This is a genomic window from Streptomyces sp. NPDC031132 (assembly GCF_055570595.1).
This window is the reverse complement of record NZ_JBVIGX010000004.1, coordinates 151084-163961: the sequence shown is the minus strand read 5'-3', so window position 1 is coordinate 163961 and position 12878 is coordinate 151084. Positions and strand designations below refer to the sequence as shown.

Below are 12878 nucleotides of genomic sequence, written 5' to 3'. Positions count from 1 at the left end.
CGTGGATCGGCTCTACTGCTGTGCAAGTCCCGCATCCGGGACACACCGCAGGGGAGGGCATCCACGATGAGTTCGCACCGCCGCCGCCGGGGGTTCCGGGGCCGGCCGCTGCTGACCCTGCTGGCCGCCGCGTTCCTACTCGTCGGCGTCTGCGCCGCCACCGGCATCGCCTGGGACCCGTTCGCCCGCGCCTCCGGCCAGGACGGCGCCGCCGCCTCCGCGGTCGGCACGCCCTGGCCCACCGGTCCCGACACCAGCTCCGGGAGCCCCGCGCCGGGCGCCACCGGTCAGGCGCCGCCCGCCCCCGGCGGGAGCCCGGGCGGCGAGGGCCAGGGGCCGGGCAGCGCCGGCGACGCGGGGGGCGCCGAAGGTCAACGGCCCGCCGGGGCCCTGCCCTTCGACCTGCCCGCGCCGGCCGCCCTGCGCACCGGCGGCGCCGGCAGGAAGCTGGTCTTCGCGCACTACTTCACCCCGTACCCGCTCTCGCTGGACAACGCGAGCGCCGACGCCGACTACTACACCCGCAACTACCTGAACCCGGGCGGGGAGAACGGCAAGCACGAGCGGTACGGCGGCCTGCTGCGCGACCGGCCGCTGCCCGTCCGGCCCAAGGACGGCAACTGGGAGCGTGCCAACCTCGAGCAGGAGGTGCGCACCGCCCGCGCGGCCGGCCTCGACGGGTTCACGCTCGACATGCTCTCCCTGTCCGGGCCGAACCGGGACCGCGCCCACCTCCTGATGGAGGCCGCCCATGCCGTCGACCCCGCGTTCAAGATCATGCTGATGCCGGACATGACCTCGCTGACCACCGGCGACCCCGGCGTGCTCGCCGACGCCGTCGCGGCCCTCGGCAAGGCCCCCGCCGCGCACCGCCTCGGCGACGGCCGGCTCGTCGTCTCCCCCTTCAAGGCGGAGGCGAAGGACGTCGCCTGGTGGACGCAGGTGCTCGACCTCCTCGAGAACCGGCACGGCATCCGCACCGCCTTCGTCCCGACGTTCCTCGACTTCGGCGCCAACAGCGCACGGTTCGCGCCGATCAGCCACGGGTTCTCCGAGTGGGGCAGCCGCAGCTACGTCGGCCAGGACTCCGCCACCCGCGACGTACAGCGGGCCCACGGCATGGGCAAGATCTGGATGCAGCCCGTGTCGGTCCAGGACGCCCGCCCCAACCAGGGCATCTACGACGAGGCCGGCAACACCGCCACCCTGCGCTCCACCTGGACGCACGCCATCGACGACGGCGCCGACTGGGTGCAGCTCACCACCTGGAACGACTACTCGGAAGGCAGCCAGTTCGCGCCCTCGCTGCACAACGGGTACGCCTACCTGGACCTTTCCTCGTACTACCTGACCAAGTTCAAGACGGGCAGCTGGCCGAAGATCGTCCGCGACACGCTGTACGTCTCCGCCCGCACCCAGTTCGCCGCGGCCGACCCCACCGGCAGCCAGTCGCTGGTGATGTCCCTGCGCAAGGGCAGCGCCGCACCTCGCGACACGGTGGAGGTGCTCAGCTTCCTGACCGCCCCGGCGACCGTCCGTACGGCGGTGGGCACGGCCCAGGACGAACACGAGGCCCCGGCCGGCATCCACTCCGCACTGCTCCCGCTGCGCCCGGGCACCAGCTCGGCGGTGGTGGTCCGCGACGGCAAGCGCGGCACGGAGGTGAAACTGCCCTATGCGGCGGACCGTACGGTGAAGGTCCAGGACCTGCAGTATTACGCCGTCACGAGCGGGCGGGACTAGGGGGTGTCGTCAAAGTAGCGTCGTCCGCCCGTGAGGGCGGGGCCGGTGGGGTCTGGTGCGTGTGATCGCAAGGCGGAGGAGGGAGGCGACGCTCGCGTCGTCGACCGACGACAACGCGGCGAGCGCGCGTGCCGGGCCCCGCCGGCCAGACGGGACTTTGACGACACCCCCTAGGGGGTGGCCTGGGCGTCCACCGGCCACCTTGGCGGCATTGGCCCTTCCGGGCCGTCCCGGCGGCCCCGCATCATCCGGGCAAGCGCACACCACCCCTCGGAGGACCAGTGACCGACCCGACCACCCCCGCCGCGCCGTCGAGCCCCGCCGGCCCCGCCGAGTTCCCCGGCGGAGCGGGGCTGTTCCGGCTGGATCCGGAGATCGCCCACCTGAACCACGGGTCGTTCGGCGCGGTGCCGATCCCCGTGCAGGAGGCCCAGGCCGCCCTGCGCGAGGAGGCGCACGCCGATCCCGACGCCTTCTTCATCGGCGCCGCGGACCGGATCGCCGGGGCCCGCGCCCGTATCGCCCGGCACCTCGGCGCAGACCCCGACGGCATCGCCCTCATCGCCAACGCCACCGAGGGCGCCAACCTCGCCCTCGACGCCGTCCCGTTCGCCGACGGCGACGAGATCCTGGTCACCGACCACGGCTACGGCACCGTCGTCGCGGCCGCCGCCCGCCGCGCGCGGGTCACCACCGTCGCCCTGGACCCGAACCTTCCCGACGAGGACGCCGTACGCGAGAGCGTGCTGGCCGGGCTGACGCCCCGTACCAAGGTGGCGCTGCTCGACCACATCAGCTCGCCCACCGCCCGGCTCATCGCCTCGCCCCGGCTGCTCGCCGACCTGGCCGCCCGCGGGGTCACCACCGTCGTCGACGGGGCGCACGTCCCCGGCATGATCGCGGACCCGCTCGCCGGGGGCGCCGACTTCTGGTTCGGCAACCTGCACAAATGGGGGTACGCGCCCTCCGGCAGCGCCGTCCTCGCCGTCGCCCCCGGACACCGGAGCCGGGTCCGGGCGCTGGTGCCCTCCTGGGAGGACGGGGACGGGTTCCCCCGCTCCGTAGAGAACCGCGCCACCGCCGACTACACGGGCTGGCTCGCCGCCCCCGAGGGCCTGGACCTCCTCGACCGGCTCGACGCCGCCAAGGTGCGGGCCCACAACAGCGCGCTGGCCGCCCACGGCGCGGCCCTGCTGGCCGAGATCCCCGGGCTCACCCCGCTCCCGTACACCGAGGGCCTCGCGATGCGCTCCCTGCGGCTGCCGCCGGGCACCGCCGAGACCCCGGAGGCCGCCCGCGCGCTGCGCGAGCGGATCGCGGCGGAGCAGGGCATCCGGGTGCTGGTCTGGCCGTGGCCGGGCGGCGGCGGCATCCGCGTCTGCGGGCAGGTCTACAACCGGCCCGAGGAGTACGAACGCCTGGCCGCCGTGCTCCCCGGCTACGTGGGATGACGGGCTTCAGCCGCGCCGGAGCAGGTACGTGTCCATGATCCATCCCTTGCGGGCGCGGGCCTCGGTCCGGAGCTCCTCGATCCGGCCGGCGACCTCCGCCAGCTTGCCCGAGACCAGGATCTCGTCCGGGGTGCCGACGTAGGCGCCCCAGTAGATGAAGAGGTCCTGGTCGAGGTGGGCCGTGAAGGCGTGCCGCGCGTCCAGCATCACCACCACGTCGTCCACGTCCTGCGGCCAGCCCTCGGCCAGCCGCCGGCCGGTGGTGATCTGGACCGGCCGGCCGACCCGGTTCAGGTTGGTCCGGTGGCGGGCCAGCAGCGAGGAGATGCTGCTGATGCCGGGCACGACCTCGTGCTCGAACGCCACCCGGCCCCGCTCCAGCACCTCGTCCAGGATGGCGAGCGTGGAGTCGTACAGCGAGGGGTCGCCCCAGACCAGGAACGCCCCGGTCTCGCCGTCCGCCAGGTCCTCGGCGATGAACCGCTCGAAGATCTCGGCCCGCGCGCTGCGCCAGCCGTCCACCGTGGGTGCGTACTGGTCCGGGGTCCGGTCCCGGTCCGGGTCGCGGCCCTCCACGAGCCGGTGGCCGGGGCGGGCGTGCTCGTCGAGCATCGCGCGCCGCAGCCCGGTCAGATCCGCCTTCTCCTCGCCCTTCTCCAGGATGAGGAATGCGTCCGCCGCGCCGATCGCCTTGACCGCCTGGAGGGTCAGGTGGTCCGGGTCGCCCGCGCCTATGCCGATCACTGAGAACTTCTTCACGCCGCTATTCTGCCCGTCATGCGTGCCGCCCTGTTCGTCACCTGCGTCAACGACGCGCTGTACCCCCGGACCGGTATCGCCGTCGTACGCCTGCTGGAGCGGCTCGGCGTCGGCGTGGACTTCCCGGCGGCCCAGACCTGCTGCGGCCAGCCGCAGTACAACACCGGCTACCGGCGCGAGAGCGAACCCCTGCTGCGGCGCACCGCCGAGGCCTTCGCGGGGTACCCGTACGTGGTCACCCCCTCGGGTTCCTGCGCCGCGATGGTCCGCGCCCACTACCCGCGCATCGCCCGCCTGGCCGAGCAGGAGGGGCGTGGCTCCGGGCTGGTGGCGCCGGCCGAGGACCTCGTACCGCGCGTCTACGAGCTGACCGAGTTCCTGGTCGACGTCCTCGGAGTGACGGATGTGGGCGCGTACTTCCCGCACACGGTCACCTATCACCCCTCTTGCCACGGCTTGCGGGGGCTCGGGCTGGGGGACCGCCCGCGGCGGCTGCTCGCCGCCGTGAAGGGCCTGGACCTGGTCGAGCTGCCCGGCGCCGAGGAGTGCTGCGGCTTCGGCGGCACCTTCGCCGTGAAGAACCCGGACGTGTCCGCGGCGATGGGCACCGACAAGATCGACAGTGCGGTGGGGACGGGCGCGGACGTGCTGTGCGGGGCCGACAACTCCTGCCTGGCCCACCTCGGCGGGATCCTGCACCGCAGGGGGGACGCGATGCGGGCCCTGCACCTCGCCGAGATCCTGGCCTCGACGGAGGAGGAACCGCTGCGATGACGGGCACGTTCATGGGAATGCCGGCCTTCCCGGCCTCCCCCACCTTCCCCGCCTTCCCGGATGCGGCGCGGGAGGCCGTCGGGGACCGGGTGCTGCGCACCAACCTCCGGCACGCCACCCACACCATCCGCGACAAACGGGCCCGGGCGGTCGCCGAGCTGGCCGACTGGGACCGGCTGCGCGCGGCGGGCAAGGCCGTCAAGGACCACACCCTGCGCCACCTCGACCGCCACCTGCTCCGGCTGGAGGAGTCCGTGACGGCCGCCGGCGGCACCGTCCACTGGGCCGCCGACGCGGACGAGGCCAACCGGATCGTGACCGGGCTCGTGCTGGCCACGGGCCACCGGGAGGTGGTCAAGGTCAAGTCCATGGCCACCCAGGAGATCGGCCTCAACGAAGCCCTCGAGGCGGCCGGGATCGCCGCGTACGAGACGGACCTGGCCGAGCTCATCGTCCAGCTCGGCCACGACCGCCCCTCGCACATCCTGGTCCCGGCCATCCACCGCAACCGGGCCGAGATCCGGGACATCTTCGAGGCGGAGATGGGTCGTTGGGGCCTTCCGGCACCGGCCGGGCTCGGCGACGACCCGCGCGAGCTCGCCGAGGCGGCGCGCCTGCACCTGCGCGAGAAGTTCCTGCGGGCGAAGGTCGGGGTCTCCGGCGCCAACTTCATGGTCGCCGAGACGGGCACGATGGTCGTCTTCGAGTCCGAGGGCAACGGCCGGATGTGCCTGACGCTGCCCGAGACCCTGATCTCGGTCGTCGGCATCGAGAAGGTCGTGCCGACCTTCCGGGACCTGGAGATCTTCCTCCAGACGCTGCCGCGCTCGTCCACGGCCGAGCGGATGAACCCGTACACGACGATGTGGACCGGGCTGGGCCCTTCGAGGGGGGCGGACGGCGACGGCCCCTCCGCCTTCCACCTCGTCCTCCTCGACAACGGCCGCACCGACACCCTCGCCGACGAGGTGGGCCGCCAGGCGCTGCGCTGCATCCGCTGCTCCGCCTGCCTGAACGTCTGCCCGGTGTACGAGCGCGCCGGCGGCCACGCGTACGGCTCGGTCTACCCCGGGCCGATCGGCGCCATTCTCAGTCCCCAACTGCGGGGTACGGGCAGCGGGATCGACGCGTCGCTGCCGTACGCGTCCACGCTGTGCGGGGCCTGCTACGAGGTCTGCCCGGTCGCCATCGACATCCCGGAGGTCCTGGTCCACCTGCGCGAACGGGTGGCCCAGGGCGGTCCGGTGACCCGCGGGGGCATCCGCGTCCGGATCCGCCCCGCGCACGGCCACACCGCCGAACGGGCCGCGATGCGGGCCGCCCGCCTGTTCCTGGACCGCCCGGGCGCGCTGCGCACGGGGGAGCGCCTCCTGGCCCGGGCCCGCAGGCTCCGGCCGCGCCGCCTGCCGGGCCCCGGCCGCGCATGGACGGACACCCGAGACCTGCCGGAGCCCCCGCCGGAGCCGTTCCGCGACTGGTGGGCGCGGGAGCGGGGAGGGCGGGCATGAGCAGCAGGGACCGCATCCTGGGCCGGATCCGCCGGGCGGTGGCGGACGGCGCCCCCGACCCCGCCGTCCCCCGGGACTACCTCCAGGTCCACGGCACCCGCACCCCGGCCGAAACGGCCGACCTGCTCGCCGCGAACCTCGCCGAGTACCGCGCCAAGGTGCACCGCACGGACGAGGACGGGCTCGCGCCCCTCCTCGCGCGACTGCTGGCCGAGCGCGGAGCGCGAACGGTCCTCGTCCCGCCCGGTCTGCCCCCGTACTGGCTCGAGGCGGCGGAAGCGATGACGGTGCAGGACCGCGCCGCCTCCACCCCGTACGAACTGGACGAGGTGGACAGCGTGGTGACCGGCTGCGCCCTGGCGATCGCCGAGACCGGCACGATCGTCCTCGACGGCGGTCCCGGGCAGGGCCGGCGCCGCATCACGCTGATCCCGGACCACCACGTCTGCGTGGTCCGGGTCCCCGGCCAGGTGGTCGGTTCGGTCCCGCAGGCGCTGCCGCTGCTGGACCCGACGCGGCCGCTGACCTGGATCTCCGGCCCCTCCGCCACCAGCGACATCGAACTCGACCGGGTGGAAGGTGTGCACGGCCCCCGCACCCTGGAGGTGGTCCTGGTGGCCGGACCAGCAGAATGAGTCCCATGTCCGCATACATCGCCCTCACCGCCCTCGTCGTCCACGACTACGACGAGGCCATCGACTTCTACACCCGCGCCCTCGGCTTCACCCTCGTCGAGGACACCGAGCGCCCGGACGGCTCCCGCTGGGTCGTGGTACGCCCGGAGGGCGCCACCGAGGCGGCACTGCTGCTGGCCCGCGCCAAGGACGAGGCCCAGCGCTCCCGGGTCGGGGACCAGACGGGCGGCCGGGTCGGCTTCTTCCTGTACACCGACGACCTCGCCCGGGACCACACCCGGATGACCGCGGAGGGCGTCCGCTTCCTGGAAGAGCCGCGCCACGAGACGTACGGCTCGGTGGCCGTCTTCGAAGACCTCTACGGCAACCGCTGGGACCTCCTCGAGCCGGCGTAGCCGTCGCCGGGCCCGGCCGCCCGGAGCGGTACCGCCGCCGACCCCGGGCCGGGGTCAGACGGGGCTCGGGCCGTCCGGCGGCGCGGCGAGCCGCGGGGCCTCGGCCGCCGCGTCGACGGTCGGCCCGGCGTCCACCCGCCCGGCCAACTCCCGGGCCCAGCGGACCAGCCCCGGCACATCGATCCCGTAGGGCTCCCGAGCCCCGCCGGCCCCGGCGCTTGGCCCCGCCCCGTCGCCCGTGTCGGGCCCGGCCAGGGCGGCGGCCCCGCGGCGCAAGAGGCGGGCGCCGCCGACGGCGTTTCCGCGGGCGGCGTGCGTGAGGCCGACCGCCAGCTGTGCGAGGGCCCGCCACAGCGGGGCCTCGGCCGGCGGGCCGGACTTCCAGGCGTCCTCGAACACCTCGTGCGCATGGAACGGCATCCCGGCGTCCAGCAGCCGCTGTGCCTCGGCCACCGTCTCGGCGGGAGTCCGCACGACGCCCTCGGGCTGCCGCTCCACCCCCGGCTCCCCGTAGGGCAGCGGCCGCCCCAGCCCGTCCCTGGGCCGCGCGCTGCGCGCCCGCCCCTCACCGTCCCGATCCCGTCCGTTCACCAGGCCATCCTCCCTCCCGCCGGAAACCGGTGCATGCGCACCCCTCTACGTGGGGTAATGTTCTGCATGTGCCGCAGGGACGGGGGAAACCCCAGATCAACAGCACAACGGGACGTGGCGCAGCTTGGTAGCGCACTTGACTGGGGGTCAAGGGGTCGCAGGTTCAAATCCTGTCGTCCCGACGTAAAGTCGGATATCAGAATTTTTCACGATGGACCGCACTCGGCCTTGCCGAGTGCGGTCCATCGTGTTTTCCGTGCCCTGATGACCGTCGGCCGAGTCCTGGCCCGATGACGAGGCGGCGATGAGCCGCTCAGTGGCCCCGGCGCGGGTGGCGGGATTCGGCCGATCCTTGGGTGGCGGGTCGGCGGCCTCGGGCGGGTGATGGTGGAGGCGCAAGCGTGCGCGGACTGGGGTGGCAGGGGATGCTCGGGGCATGCGGCCTTGGTGTCGGGCCCACGGGTTTCGGCCACATCATGGACGGTCAACCCGCCTGCTGCGTCCGGATCATGACCTGCCGTCAAGAGCCCTGCATATAGACGCTAAGATTCCGGGCCGTTGTCATATGATCATTCGCTTTCGATCGTTTGAGGGTTCTGATGGTTCGCGTGGGATCGTCGCCCGGAAGTCCAGGGCCCACCTCACCCGTCGCATGGGCGCTGCCCGCCCTGCTGACCGCCGCTGCTGCGGCGATCGCCGTGGCGCAGGTGTCCGCACCTGCCCGCACCCCCGTCGCCTGGATCGGCGCCGTGGCCTTCGTGGCCGTGGCGCTGTCCTGCGGTGAGGCCGCCCGGCGCGGCAAGGCGCTGGCCGCGCTGCGGCTGACGGTCGCCGCACACGAGGCGGCCCTGCACCGGCAGCAGACCGAGACCGTACGGCTGGCGCAGGAGCTGCTGCCCGATGTCGTCGAGCGGCTGCGCAAGGGGGAGTTCCCCGAGGAGGTGCTCGCCTCGCTCGAGGAGCCCGACACCCACGGGCCCGGCCTGACACAGGAGTTCAGGGCGGCCCACCAGGCCGTGCTGCGCTCGGTGCTCGACGCCGTCGTCGCCGAGGAGGACCTGCGCGACTCCGCGCAGCGCGCCTTCGTCAACATCGCCCGCCGCGTCCAGGCCATCGTGCACCAACAGGCCCAGGAACTGCGGGAGATGGAGGACCGGCACGGCCGCAGCCCGGACGTGTTCGGCGACCTGCTGCGGCTCGACCACGGCACGGCCCTCATCGGCCGCCTCGCCGACTCCATCGCCGTACTCGGCGGGGCGCGGCCCGGCCGCCAGTGGAGCAAGGCCGTCCCGCTGTACAGCGTTCTGCGCGGTGCCATGTCGCGGATCATCGACTACCAGCGCGTCGAGCTCCACTCCGTCTCGCAGGTCGCCGTCGTCGGACCGGCCGTCGAACCGCTCATCCACGCGCTCGCCGAGCTGCTGGACAACGCCACCCGCTACTCGCCGCCGCAGACCAAGGTCCATCTGACCGCCGTGGACGTGAACTCGGGCATCGCCGTCGAGATCGAGGACGGCGGCGTGAGCATGAGCGAGGAGGCCCGCAAGCGGGCCGAGCGCATGCTCCGCCAGGCGCAGCAGGGCATCGACCTCACCGACCTCGGGGAGACCCCGCGCCTGGGTCTGGCCGTGGTCGGCCGGCTCTCGCAGGCGTACGACTTCCAGGTCTCGCTGCGCTCGTCGGCGTACGGCGGCGTACGGGCCGTGCTGGTGATCCCGCAGCAGCTGATCACCACCGCGTCCGCCGCGACCGGCGTCGCCCACGGCATCGGCACCGCCTCGGGCCCCCGCGCCGCCCTCCCGCCGGCGCCGGCCGGCGGAGCAACGACCCAAGCCGCCGCCACCGCCACCGCAGAATCCGGAGTACCGGCCGGCCGCCCGGTCACCGGCCCCCGGATGCCGGCAGCCGCCGACGAGGTACCCGCCGTGACCGAGCGGACACCGAACGGCCTGCCGCAGCGCCGCCGCAAGACCCGCGCCGTGGCACCGGCGCCGATCGGCACCGGCGACCGGATCACGGCAGCGGCCGAGGCGGCCGCGGACCGCGCCGGATACGGGTACGGAGCCGTGCCCGAGCCCGCGCCCGATCCCCAGCCCGAGGTACAGCCCGGGATGTGGCTGGCCGCCTTCCAGGGCGGCCTTTCGGGGGAGAGCCAGACCGCCGCGAGCCAGACCTCGGGCCAGACCACCGCGAGCCGGAGCGGCGCAGCAAGCCAGAACACAGACGCCTCGCCGGCCTCGGCGAGCAAGGGGGAACAGCCATGAGTCAGCAGCAGACCACCAACATGGACTGGATGCTCAAGGACCTGGCCGAGAGCGTTCCGCAGACCCGCCACGTCGTCGTCCTCTCCGCCGACGGCCTGCGCATGGCGCAGTACGGCGCGGAGACCGACACCGCCGACCGGCTCGCCGCCGCCTGCGCCGGACTGCAGAGCCTCGCCGGCGCCGTCGCTTCCGAACTCCCGGGCAGCAGCGGCCGGATGCGGCTCGTCGTCATCGAGATGGACGGCGGGTTCTTCTACCTGATGGCGGCCGGTGCCGGCGCCTTCCTCGCCGTACTGGCCGACGAAGGCGTCGACGCCGGCCTGATGGGCCAGCGCATGCGCGACCTCGTCGCCCGGATCGGAGAACACCTGAGCAGCCCGCCGCGCCGCGACGGGCAGCCGGCGTGAGCAATCCCGGCGGGGACTGGGAGGACGGCACCCCCGAGCGGCTCTACGTGATCACCGGCGGCCGCAGCGGCGGGTTAGTCCCCGCCCACGTCGACCTCGTCACGCTGATCATCGCCAAGTCGGGGCCCAGGCCCGGGATGCAGCCGGAGCACGCGGCGATCATGCGGCTGTGCCAGTCGCCGCTCTCGGTGGCCGAGATCTCCGCGTACCTCGGTCTGCCGGTGAGCGTGGTCACCGTACTCCTCGGTGACCTGCTCGCCGCCAAGCACGTGCTCTCCCGCCCACCCGTCGCCCCCGCCAAACTCCCGGACCTGGCACTGATTGAGGCAGTCATCGATGGACTTCGAAAGCTCTGACCGGGCCACCGCGCCCCGGCGCGAGGACGCGCTGCCGGCCACGGCCGCCGCCGCAGTCAAGGTGGTGATCGTGGGCGGCTTCGGGGTCGGCAAGACGACCCTCGTCGGCTCGGTCAGCGAGATCCGGCCGCTCACCACCGAGGAGACGATGACCCAGGCCGGGGTCGGCGTCGACGACACGGCGGGGGTGGAACGCAAGACCTCCACCACCGTGGCCATGGACTTCGGCCGCATCAGCATCAACGAGGAGCTGGTGCTCTACCTCTTCGGCACTCCCGGCCAGGAGCGTTTCTGGTTCCTGTGGCGCGGCCTGTTCGAGGGCGCGCTCGGCGCGGTGGTGCTGGTCGACACCCGCAGGCTGGAGGTCAGCTTCGACGTGATCGGCCGGCTGGAGGAGCGCGGCGTACCGTTCGTCGTCGCCGTCAACTCCTTCCCCGAAGCGCCCCAGCATCCGCTGGAGGAGCTGCGCGCCGCCCTCGACCTGCCCCCGTCCGTACCGCTCGTCTTCTGTGACGCCCGGCGGCGCGACTCCAGCCGCGACGTCCTGATGACGCTGATGCGCTACCTGCACTCCCTCGCCGCGACCCCGGAGGCACTGTGAGCACCACCCCCGTCCCCCAGCCGGGTCCGGCCGCCCCGCCGCCCGGCTGCCCGGCCCACCGGCTCTACGGACCCGAGGCCGAGGCCGACCCCATGGGCCTGTACGAGAAGCTGCGCGCCGAGCACGGCGCGGTGGCTCCCGTCCTCGTCCAGGGCGACCTCCCCGCCTGGCTGGTGCTCGGCCACCGCGAGAACCTGGACGTGGTGCGCACCCCGTCCCGGTTCGCCCGGGACCCGCGCCACTGGCGGGACCAGCGGGAGGGAAACGTTCCCGCCGACCACCCCCTGACGCCGATGACCGCGTGGCAGCCGGTGTGCCACCTGGTCGAAGGCGTCGAGCACGAGCGGCTGCGCGGGGCGATCACCGAGTCGCTGGAGCGTTTCGACCGGCGCGGCATCCGGCGGTACGTCAAGCGCTTCGCCGACCTGCTGATCGACGCCTTCGCCCAGACCGGAAGGGCAGACCTGGTCGAGGACTTCGCCGAGCCGCTGCCGATGCTGGTGATGACCCAGCTCGTCGGGGCCCCGGAGTCGTACGGACCCCGGCTCGTCGAGGCGGCCCGCGACATGATCCAGGGCACCGAGACGGCCGTCGCCAGCTTCGAGTACGTCTCGGTCACCCTCCGCGAGCTCGTGGAACGCAAGCGGGAGGTGCCCGGCAGGGACTTCACCACCTGGCTGGTGGAGCACCCCACGGGACTCAGCGACGACGAGGCCGTGGAGCACCTGCGGCTGGTGTTGATCGCGGCCTTCGAGACGACCGCCAACCTGATCGCGAACACCCTGCGCATGGTGCTCACCGACCGCCGCTTCCGCGCGAACCTGTCCGGCGGTCACATGACGCTCCCGGACGCCCTGGAGCAGGTCCTGTGGGACGAGCCTCCGTTCATGGCGATCCTGGGGCGCTGGGCCACCGGCGACACGGAGCTGGCCGGAACGCCGATCAAGGCCGGGGACATGCTGCTGCTCGGGCTGGGGGCGGGCAACGTCGACCCCGAGATCCGGCCCGATCTGACGGAGCCCGTCCACGGCAACCGCTCCCACCTCGCCTTCAGCAGCGGCCCGCACGAGTGCCCCGGACAGGACATCGGGCGGGCCATCGCGGACACCGGCATCGACACCCTGCTGACCCGGCTGCCCGACCTGGAGCTGGCCGTCGTGGAGGAGGAGCTCCGGTGGAAGGCCTCGCTGATGTCACGCCACCTGGTGTCGCTCCCGGTGCGGTTCACCCCGCGCGGCAGCACCGTCACCGGGTCCACGCCCGTACCCGGCGCGGGCCGGCCGGCCGCAGAGGCGCCCCGGACGGCGCCGACGGCCCCGCCGGCCGCCCCCGTTGCGGGGAATCGGCGGGCGGGCCGGGTCTCCTGGTGGTCGCGCCTTCGCGGCCGCGGCTGA

Annotated in this window: 13 protein-coding genes and 1 tRNA gene; 12 read left to right on the top strand and 2 right to left on the bottom strand. The window is 73.6% G+C overall.

Features of this window, described 5'->3' with window-relative positions:
- Positions 1-66 precede the first annotated feature (66 nt).
- Both ACZ49B_RS08380 and ACZ49B_RS08375 read left to right on the top strand, forming a co-directional pair.
- Positions 67-1743, top strand: coding sequence for a glycoside hydrolase family 71 protein (locus ACZ49B_RS08380; protein ID WP_468301927.1), 1677 nt, complete (start codon positions 67-69; stop codon positions 1741-1743).
- Between the two features lie 281 nt (positions 1744-2024).
- The gene (locus ACZ49B_RS08375; protein ID WP_468301925.1) at positions 2025-3194 is read left to right on the top strand and encodes an aminotransferase class V-fold PLP-dependent enzyme; all 1170 of its coding nucleotides are present in this window, start codon (positions 2025-2027) and stop codon (positions 3192-3194) included.
- Positions 3195-3200: 6 nt separating this feature from the next.
- Here the strand turns inward: ACZ49B_RS08375 and cobF are convergent, their stop codons facing one another.
- A complete protein-coding gene (gene cobF / locus ACZ49B_RS08370) occupies positions 3201-3953 on the bottom strand; it encodes a precorrin-6A synthase (deacetylating) (protein ID WP_389592587.1) in 753 nt (250 codons plus the stop codon).
- A gap of 18 nt (positions 3954-3971) precedes the next feature.
- Here cobF and ACZ49B_RS08365 point away from each other — a divergent pair, with 18 nt between their 5' ends.
- Genes ACZ49B_RS08365 through ACZ49B_RS08350 form a run of 4 tightly spaced genes read left to right on the top strand, consistent with a single transcriptional unit; the run spans position 3972 to position 7265 of the window.
- Positions 3972-4727 carry a (Fe-S)-binding protein gene (locus tag ACZ49B_RS08365; protein WP_468301921.1) on the top strand — a complete coding sequence of 252 codons (756 nt, stop codon included), beginning with the start codon at positions 3972-3974 and terminating at the stop codon, positions 4725-4727.
- Positions 4724-6235: a lactate utilization protein B gene (locus tag ACZ49B_RS08360; RefSeq protein ID WP_468301918.1), complete on the top strand. Its 1512-nt coding sequence runs from the start codon at positions 4724-4726 to the stop codon at positions 6233-6235. Before ACZ49B_RS08365 ends, ACZ49B_RS08360 begins: the two co-directional genes overlap by 4 nt.
- A complete protein-coding gene (locus ACZ49B_RS08355; RefSeq protein WP_468301915.1) occupies positions 6232-6870 on the top strand; it encodes a LutC/YkgG family protein in 639 nt (212 codons plus the stop codon). The genes ACZ49B_RS08360 and ACZ49B_RS08355 overlap by 4 nt, the downstream gene beginning before the upstream one ends.
- 5 nt (positions 6871-6875) lie before the next feature.
- A complete protein-coding gene (locus ACZ49B_RS08350; RefSeq protein ID WP_468301912.1) occupies positions 6876-7265 on the top strand; it encodes a VOC family protein in 390 nt (129 codons plus the stop codon).
- Between the two features lie 54 nt (positions 7266-7319).
- Here the strand turns inward: ACZ49B_RS08350 and ACZ49B_RS08345 are convergent, their stop codons facing one another.
- Positions 7320-7856, bottom strand: a complete 537-nt coding sequence (locus tag ACZ49B_RS08345; protein ID WP_468301909.1) for a DUF309 domain-containing protein — start codon at positions 7854-7856, stop codon at positions 7320-7322.
- Between the two features lie 108 nt (positions 7857-7964).
- Between ACZ49B_RS08345 and ACZ49B_RS08340 the strand changes: the two genes are divergently transcribed.
- From ACZ49B_RS08340 to ACZ49B_RS08315, 6 genes are all read left to right on the top strand, one after another.
- Positions 7965-8038 (top strand) — tRNA-Pro (locus ACZ49B_RS08340).
- Between the two features lie 417 nt (positions 8039-8455).
- Complete coding sequence (locus ACZ49B_RS08335) at positions 8456-10120, top strand: sensor histidine kinase (RefSeq protein WP_468301906.1); 1665 nt, start codon at positions 8456-8458, stop codon at positions 10118-10120.
- Positions 10117-10527 (top strand): roadblock/LC7 domain-containing protein, encoded by a 411-nt coding sequence (locus tag ACZ49B_RS08330; protein WP_468301904.1) that lies wholly within the window; start codon positions 10117-10119, stop codon positions 10525-10527. Before ACZ49B_RS08335 ends, ACZ49B_RS08330 begins: the two co-directional genes overlap by 4 nt.
- Positions 10524-10883 (top strand): DUF742 domain-containing protein, encoded by a 360-nt coding sequence (locus tag ACZ49B_RS08325; RefSeq protein ID WP_468301901.1) that lies wholly within the window; start codon positions 10524-10526, stop codon positions 10881-10883. Before ACZ49B_RS08330 ends, ACZ49B_RS08325 begins: the two co-directional genes overlap by 4 nt.
- Positions 10864-11484 carry a GTP-binding protein gene (locus tag ACZ49B_RS08320; RefSeq protein WP_468301898.1) on the top strand — a complete coding sequence of 207 codons (621 nt, stop codon included), beginning with the start codon at positions 10864-10866 and terminating at the stop codon, positions 11482-11484. Before ACZ49B_RS08325 ends, ACZ49B_RS08320 begins: the two co-directional genes overlap by 20 nt.
- Positions 11481-12878: a cytochrome P450 gene (locus tag ACZ49B_RS08315; RefSeq protein WP_468301895.1), complete on the top strand. Its 1398-nt coding sequence runs from the start codon at positions 11481-11483 to the stop codon at positions 12876-12878. Before ACZ49B_RS08320 ends, ACZ49B_RS08315 begins: the two co-directional genes overlap by 4 nt.

What these genes read in the sequence shown, in the direction of transcription:
- ACZ49B_RS08320 (WP_468301898.1), top strand. Translation starts at nt 10,864, where the DNA reads ATGGACTTCGAAAGCTCTGACCGGGCCACCGCGCCCCGGCGCGAGGAC.
- ACZ49B_RS08380 (WP_468301927.1), top strand. Translation starts at nt 67, where the DNA reads ATGAGTTCGCACCGCCGCCGCCGGGGGTTCCGGGGCCGGCCGCTGCTG.
- ACZ49B_RS08365 (WP_468301921.1), top strand. Translation starts at nt 3,972, where the DNA reads ATGCGTGCCGCCCTGTTCGTCACCTGCGTCAACGACGCGCTGTACCCC.
- ACZ49B_RS08330 (WP_468301904.1), top strand. Translation starts at nt 10,117, where the DNA reads ATGAGTCAGCAGCAGACCACCAACATGGACTGGATGCTCAAGGACCTG.
- ACZ49B_RS08355 (WP_468301915.1), top strand. Translation starts at nt 6,232, where the DNA reads ATGAGCAGCAGGGACCGCATCCTGGGCCGGATCCGCCGGGCGGTGGCG.
- ACZ49B_RS08335 (WP_468301906.1), top strand. Translation starts at nt 8,456, where the DNA reads ATGGTTCGCGTGGGATCGTCGCCCGGAAGTCCAGGGCCCACCTCACCC.
- ACZ49B_RS08350 (WP_468301912.1), top strand. Translation starts at nt 6,876, where the DNA reads ATGTCCGCATACATCGCCCTCACCGCCCTCGTCGTCCACGACTACGAC.
- ACZ49B_RS08360 (WP_468301918.1), top strand. Translation starts at nt 4,724, where the DNA reads ATGACGGGCACGTTCATGGGAATGCCGGCCTTCCCGGCCTCCCCCACC.